This is a genomic window from Siphonobacter sp. BAB-5385 (assembly GCF_002261125.1).
Classification (GTDB): Bacteria; Bacteroidota; Bacteroidia; order Cytophagales; family Spirosomataceae; genus Siphonobacter.
The window spans coordinates 43,530-50,082 of record NZ_NMPS01000008.1; the positions used below are offsets into that span (position 1 = coordinate 43,530).

Genomic DNA, 6,553 nt, shown 5'->3' on the forward strand with positions numbered 1-6,553 from the left:
AAACTGTAAACCCCAAACTGTAAACTAACTAATCTTTATCGCCACTTTCCCCACAAAATGTCCTTCTTCTAATTTATGATGAGCCTGAGCGATTTGTTCGAGTGGGAAGGTTTGGGCTACCAGGGGTTTGAGATGTCCGTCCTCCAGAAGAAGTTTGATTTTTTCCAAATCCTCGGCATTGGGCTTAGCCATAAACATTTTCATCTGTTTCCGAAACAGTAAATCGATACCCGTTTCTACAGCACTTCCGAAGTCTTTGGCGTCTGGTCGCGTGGTTACGTAATATGCATCGTCCTTCAGGTGGCCTTTCACTTCGGAAAAGGAGAACTTACCCGACGCATCAAAAATCAGATCGTATTTTTCGGTGGGTGGAAGGCTTTCTTTTTCGTAGTCGATCACCATATCGCAGCCTAATTCACGAGCCGTTTCCAGATTTTTCCCGCTGCACAAACCCGTGACCGTTGCTCCCCAGCTTTTGGCGACCTGTACGGCGATGCTACCGACACCACCGGTACAACCGTTGATGAGCACATGATCGCCCGCTTCAATTTTCCCTTCATCGACAAGCCCCTGCCAGGCAGTCGTAGCTACCAGCGAAAGGGAGCCCGCTTCTTCGTAACTAATAGTTTCCGGTTTAAGAGCAGCGACGCTGTCATCCACCGCTACGTACTCAGCGTAGGCCCCGCCTGTAATAGGGCTGACGTGGCCGAATACCTGGTCGCCAATTTTAAACTTAGGGGACTTGGTAGCCACGACGGTGCCGCTGAAATCGCTGCCAATAATTTGTGGTCCGAACAGTCCGGAAGCCAGTTTCAAACTGCCTGACCGTACCAGTGCGTCAACTGGATTAACCGATGAGGCTTCATTACGAATAAGAATTTGCCCTTCTTTGAAATCAGGGGTAGATACTTCCTTGATTTTGAACTGATCGGCGGAACCATATGATTCTAAAACTGCTGCTTTCATGGTAGGGATTGGTTTTAATCAAAGCCTTGACTCGTACTAAAGTTGTTCCAGACAGACTTTAATAGCGATTTAATGCCGCTTTAAATCCCCCTTAACGCTTAGAGCGGAACTTTGACCCAGTCAATCGGCGATCAACGCCTATTCTTATGCAAACGGTCACTTTCCAGCCTGAAAATCGTTTCGGTACCTTCAATGCCATCGTGAAAGTATACGAGCGTAAACTGAATTATCACATCCGCCGCTACGTTCGCGATCCGGAAGACGCCCGTGACGTTACGCAGGACGCCCTACTTAAGATATGGCAGGGGTTGCCCAATTTTCGGGGTGATTCACAACTGTTCAGCTGGATGTATCGCATTGCGACGCACGAGGCTTTAAATTTTTTACGTCGACAAAAGCATCAGGTGGGCATTCCAGCAGATACGGAGCTAATGGAAAACCGACCCGTATTTGCCGACGTAGATACGACCTGGAACGGCGAAGAAGTGACCATTTGGCTTAAGCAGGCCATTGACGCTCTACCCGAAAAACAGCAGATGGTTTTCCGTCTGCGGTACTTTAAAGAATTACCCTACGAAGAAATTGCTACCCAAACGGGAACGTCGGTAGGAGCCCTAAAGGCGAATTATCACCTGGCAGTTCAGAAAGTAGAACGGTTTATCTTAAGCCGTCGGAATGACTTTTAAGAAGACTAACGAAGGGAGATACTAGGTTTTTCGCCCTTCACTATAAAAGACGAGTAGGTGTTACCAGAACCGTATGTGAAAGCGAAACTAGGGGCTGAGCAACACCTATCACGGAACGAATACAAACCAGCGACTGGATTAAATGTAAGCTAATCGGGTCACTGGTTTCGCTGTTACTGAATGCATTCAATCAATAAATAGCAGAAACGGATGATGCTCTATCAAAATATTGCTACTTTCCGGGAAGAAAATGTACCAACGATACCGATGAAAGTACTAATCGTAGAGGATGAACCTAAATTGGCGGCTTTTGTCAAACGAGGATTGGAAGCGGAGGCCTTTGAAGCACAAGTTGCCTACGATGGATTGATTGGCCAGAAAATGGCCCTGAGTGAATCTTTTGATGTGATTATTCTGGATGTCAACCTGCCTTACGTGAATGGCTTTGACTTAGTAAAGAAAATCCGAAACGAAGGAATCAATACCCCCGTGCTCATGCTGACGGCCCTGGGCGAACTGGAGGACAAAGTCACCGGCCTTGATTCAGGAGCGGATGATTATCTGGTGAAGCCCTTTGAATTCAGGGAGTTACTAGCTCGTCTGCGTTCACTACATCGTCGCAGTCAGGCGGGCCCGATGACACAACATGTATTGCAGGTGGCTGATCTGGAGCTGGATCTGGAAGAAAAGGTAGCCCGCCGGGGTGGCAAGCGAATTGACCTTACTGCCAAGGAATTCAGTCTGCTGGAGTACCTGATGCGAAACCGGGGGCGGGTTGTTTCCCGGGTGGATATTGCCGAAAAAGTCTGGGATCTTCACTTCGATACCGGCACCAACACCATTGAGGTATACATTAACTTCCTTCGTAAGAAAGTCGATAAAGACTTTTCCCAGCGGCTCATTCATACCGTCATTGGTATGGGGTACGTGCTACGGGAAGAGGGGGTATAGTGATCTCTAAACGTGTTTATATTCCAATAGGAAAGTCGTAAGTCTGTTGCGTACGGATTTACGACTTTCTGTCTTCTGGCTCAGAGAAAGCTTCGTTCGCATGTTGATCCGTAACAAACTCATCATCCTCTTTACGCTTCTGACTATGGGCGTACTGGGGTTATTTTCAACGTTCCTGTATTCGACATTTTCGCTGTACAGGCAGGTCATTTTCCGCACCCGCCTGACTGAAAAAGCCCAGACAGCGGCGAGTCTGCTGATTAATCGTCGGCATCAGTTCGATGATTTTTTCGATCAGCTCATGCAGAGCGACATGCTTACCATTGTGGATGAGCACATCATGATTTTTGACGAAAGGGGTACGATGGTGTATACCAACCGCCGGGGTCGACCTACGTCGGGCGTACTGAATTTCATCAAAACGCTGAAAACGCCGCTACCGGTATACGTTGCTTTGGATGAAAACGAAGCCGTAGGGATGGTCTATCAGGACTCGAGTCGGGTATTCCGCGTAGTAGCGATGGGCTACGACCAGGTGGGATTTACGCGTCTGATCATGCTGCGTCAGTTGATGCTCTGGGGCAATCTGGGAAGTGTGATTTTGCTGGTGGCGGTAGGGTACGTGTTTGCTCGTCGGGTTTTACGGCCCATTTCCAAAGCGATGGACGAGGTAGACACGATCTCGGTGCAGCACCTGGACCGACGGCTCGACGAAGGGAACCGTCGTGACGAAATTGCCCGCCTGGCCATGACCTTCAATGAAATGCTCAATCGATTACAGAAATCGTTTGAAGCCCAGCGTAGTTTCGTGTCTCACGCCTCGCACGAACTGCGTACACCGCTGACGAATATGCTGGGTACCCTTCAGATTTCCCACGATTACGACGAAGATCCGAGGGAACTCAAGGCTTCGATGGCGTCGACGATGGAAGAAATCCGGCAGCTGATTTCACTGACCAATAGTTTGCTGTCACTGGCTCGTACGGGCGAGGGACTGGTGGGGCTGGAAGTGATTTCAGTGGATGACTGCGTAACCAACGCCCTGACCCATCTGCACAATAAGTACCCCAATCGTCAGATTCGTTACGATTTTGGCCTGTTGCCCGAGGATGCGACCACGTTTTTTGAAACGTATGGGAACATGTCTTTACTGACTACCTGTATTCTGAATGTGATTGATAATGCCTGCAAGTATTCCGAAGGACCCGTAGAGGTATTGCTGAGTCAGGAAAAGATGATTACGCTATCCGTACGCGATTACGGTCAGGGCATCAGCGAAACCGATCTGCCGCATTTGATGGAACCTTTCTTCCGCAGTAATGAGGTATCGAACGTCAGTGGGTTTGGCATTGGTCTGGCCGTAGTGCAGAAGATTATCGGCTTGCACGGGGGGACCATCCAGTTTCAGTCGCAAGTGGGCAAGGGAACGACGGTTACGTTAAAACTCCCCACCACGTCAAGTTTGAAAACTACCAATGAGGAAAAGCAATAACAGAAAGAGGTACGGAAACGTTAACATGCTACGTTGAACAAAGCCAGAGCACGTACTCTGGCTTTGTTCAATAAAATTAGACGAGCATTTTTTTCAGATGAGCCATCTGGCCGCTGTGGTAGGCTTCGTGATGTAGTAAACCGTGCAGCAGCGTATAGTAGTTATACCGCCGACCGGGTACGGGATCGCTAAGCTTGGGCGTATGGATACGACTGAGGGTTTCCAGCAATTCGTCCTGCGTATCCTGTAAATTTTCCAGCTTTTCCTGCCACTCTTCTTCGGTCAGTTCGTTAATGACGGGCCAGTCGGCTTCGGAGTTAAGAATAATATCGTAAGTAACCGAGTCCGTTAGTTTTTCCAGAGCGAATACTCGCCAGTTGGTTAGGTGAACCACCAGTTCGGCTAGGTTATGCACCTGAGGCGAGGGGCGATAGACCGCCATTTCGGCGGTTACGTCCGTCAAAATTTCACGGGTGCTGGGTCCGTGCCAGGCTTCTCCGTCATAGATCGCTTGTAATAAACCAGTAATACGTTCTACTTCTACTCGCATGATTGATGAGGCGTTTGTCGTAAGGTTATGATACGGCAACAATAGGATGGAAAATGAAGAAAAATAACCAGTTGGCGTCGATTCTTCTCAAAAAAGACCGTTTTTGAGTTTAGTTTATCAAGGCGGGCTGGGTAGTACTAGAGAAATGATTGGTTAGGGAAAAAGCTGATCCTGAGAGGCTCGGGAAACTCATGAATGACAATTTGAATAAAAATAGTATGCGTGTGAATAACCGTAGGAATTTCCTCAAAAAATCTGTGCTAGGCGTCATGGGTTCGGTATGGAGCAGTGAACTAGTATATGCACTGCCTAAGGGTTACGTACCGCTTGGAATACATCCATTGGATAATGACAAGGAAGCCCTGAAAGGGAAAAGTCCGGAGATGGTGGTACTCAACGACCGCCCCTGGAATGTGGAAGCCCCGGCTCATTTACTCGATGATGCCGTGACGCCCGCCGAGAAGATGTTTATTCGGAATAACGGCATCGTTCCCGAAACCATCGATAGCAAAAACTGGACGCTCACCATCAAGGGGGAATCGGTGAAGGCTACAAAAACGTACACCCTCGAAGACTGAAGAAACGCTTTAAAGTCCATACCTACCAACTCACGCTTGAATGCGGGGGAAATGGCCGGGCCGGGTACTTTCCCAGCACCTCGGGAAACCAGTGGACGCAGGGCGGCATCAGCTGTGCGGAATGGACGGGTGTACGGCTAAAAGATATATTGGCCGATGCGGGTATTAAAGATGATGCCGTCTATATCGGTTACTACGGAAAAGATATTCACCCCAGTCGGGAGCCGGGTAAGGTCGTTATCTCGCGGGGTGTACCGATCAAAAAAGCCCTGGAAGACGAAACGCTGATTGCCTGGGCCATGAACGGAAAGGACATTCCCGTCGTGCATGGCTTTCCCTTGCGACTGGTTATCGGTGGCTGGCCCGCGTCCGTATCCGGCAAATGGCTCCATACGATTGCGGTTCGGAATAAAGTACACGATGGCCCTAAAATGACGGGCAAGAGCTATAAGGTTCCCATTGAACCCGTAGAGCCCGGGGTTGATCCGCCGGAAAATCAGTTTCGTATCATCGAATCAATGCCGGTGAAATCGCTCATTACGTATCCCCAAACCGGAGCGATGCTGGAGCTAGGAAAAACGCTGCAACTGCGGGGCCATGCCTGGGCGGGTGATCTGGAAGTAAAAAACCTGGACGTGTCGATTGACTTTGGGGCCACCTGGCAAAAAGCTCAGCTACAGGCTCCGAAAAACCGTCTGGCCTGGCAACACTGGTCCGCTGACGTACAATTTCCCCGAAAAGGCTATTACGAAGTCTGGGCTCGGGCGACGGACTCGCAAGGGGTGAGCCAACCGATGGTCATGCCCCAGTGGAATCCAGAAGGCTACATCAATAATTCCTGCCACCGGATTGCGGTAAAGATTGTTTAACCCCAGTATACTGGGAATGTTGAAAGACTTGTGACTATGAAATACCTGCTCATTTTGTCCGCATTTGTGTTGCTGGGGAGCGTAGCCTTTACGACTCGGATTCCGGCGGAGGCTACTACAGGCCGGGTGTGGGCGGATTCTGTGAAGAAGGATACGGAAACGGGTCTGGCCGTTGATTCAAACCTGCCCCTGATTAAAGCCCATTGTACCGCCTGCCATTCCAGCAAGCTGATTACGCAGAACAAGTTTACCCGCACGGGCTGGGTGGACAAGATTCGCTGGATGCAGAAATACCATAAACTCTGGGATCTGGGACCCTCGGAAGTGGCCGTACTGGATTACCTGGAAAAGTATTACGGCCCTTCCAAACAAACCTTTGATGGAAGAAGGAAGCCGCTGGAGAAACCGAGTTGGTATAGGTTGAGGTGAGTTTTCAGTTTTCAGTTTTCAGTTTTCAGTTT

6 protein-coding genes and 1 pseudogene are annotated in these 6,553 nt (G+C 49.3%); 5 read left to right on the plus strand and 2 right to left on the minus strand.

The genetic code is table 11. The annotated features are described in order from the left end of the window. Positions 1-24: 24 nt before the first annotated feature. Positions 25-966, minus strand: a complete 942-nt coding sequence (locus tag BWI93_RS00690) for an NAD(P)-dependent alcohol dehydrogenase (RefSeq protein ID WP_094808258.1) — start codon at positions 964-966, stop codon at positions 25-27. Between the two features lie 146 nt (positions 967-1,112). Between BWI93_RS00690 and BWI93_RS00695 the strand changes: the two genes are divergently transcribed. The 3 genes from BWI93_RS00695 (at position 1,113) to BWI93_RS00705 (ending at position 4,095) form a co-directional block, all read left to right on the plus strand. After that, positions 1,113-1,652, plus strand: a complete 540-nt coding sequence (locus tag BWI93_RS00695) for an RNA polymerase sigma factor (protein ID WP_094808259.1) — start codon at positions 1,113-1,115, stop codon at positions 1,650-1,652. 267 nt (positions 1,653-1,919) lie between these two features. After that, a complete protein-coding gene (locus BWI93_RS00700) occupies positions 1,920-2,603 on the plus strand; it encodes a response regulator transcription factor (protein ID WP_094808264.1) in 684 nt (227 codons plus the stop codon). Positions 2,604-2,703: 100 nt separating this feature from the next. Continuing rightward, complete coding sequence (locus BWI93_RS00705) at positions 2,704-4,095, plus strand: HAMP domain-containing sensor histidine kinase (protein WP_094808260.1); 1,392 nt, start codon at positions 2,704-2,706, stop codon at positions 4,093-4,095. A 76-nt stretch (positions 4,096-4,171) separates the two neighbouring features. Here the strand turns inward: BWI93_RS00705 and BWI93_RS00710 are convergent, their stop codons facing one another. After that, positions 4,172-4,645, minus strand: coding sequence for a DinB family protein (locus BWI93_RS00710; protein WP_094808261.1), 474 nt, complete (start codon positions 4,643-4,645; stop codon positions 4,172-4,174). 191 nt (positions 4,646-4,836) lie between these two features. Between BWI93_RS00710 and BWI93_RS00715 the strand changes: the two are divergent. Together BWI93_RS00715 and BWI93_RS00720 are read left to right on the plus strand one after the other, a co-directional pair. Further along, positions 4,837-6,092, plus strand: a pseudogene (locus BWI93_RS00715) (sulfite oxidase). A gap of 36 nt (positions 6,093-6,128) precedes the next feature. Next, positions 6,129-6,521: a hypothetical protein gene (locus BWI93_RS00720; protein WP_094808262.1), complete on the plus strand. Its 393-nt coding sequence runs from the start codon at positions 6,129-6,131 to the stop codon at positions 6,519-6,521. Positions 6,522-6,553: the final 32 nt, after the last annotated feature.

What these genes read in the sequence shown, in the direction of transcription:
- BWI93_RS00690 (WP_094808258.1), bottom strand. Translation starts at nt 966, where the DNA reads ATGAAAGCAGCAGTTTTAGAATCATATGGTTCCGCCGATCAGTTCAAA.
- BWI93_RS00695 (WP_094808259.1), top strand. Translation starts at nt 1,113, where the DNA reads ATGCAAACGGTCACTTTCCAGCCTGAAAATCGTTTCGGTACCTTCAAT.
- BWI93_RS00700 (WP_094808264.1), top strand. Translation starts at nt 1,920, where the DNA reads ATGAAAGTACTAATCGTAGAGGATGAACCTAAATTGGCGGCTTTTGTC.
- BWI93_RS00705 (WP_094808260.1), top strand. Translation starts at nt 2,704, where the DNA reads ATGTTGATCCGTAACAAACTCATCATCCTCTTTACGCTTCTGACTATG.
- BWI93_RS00710 (WP_094808261.1), bottom strand. Translation starts at nt 4,645, where the DNA reads ATGCGAGTAGAAGTAGAACGTATTACTGGTTTATTACAAGCGATCTAT.
- BWI93_RS00720 (WP_094808262.1), top strand. Translation starts at nt 6,129, where the DNA reads ATGAAATACCTGCTCATTTTGTCCGCATTTGTGTTGCTGGGGAGCGTA.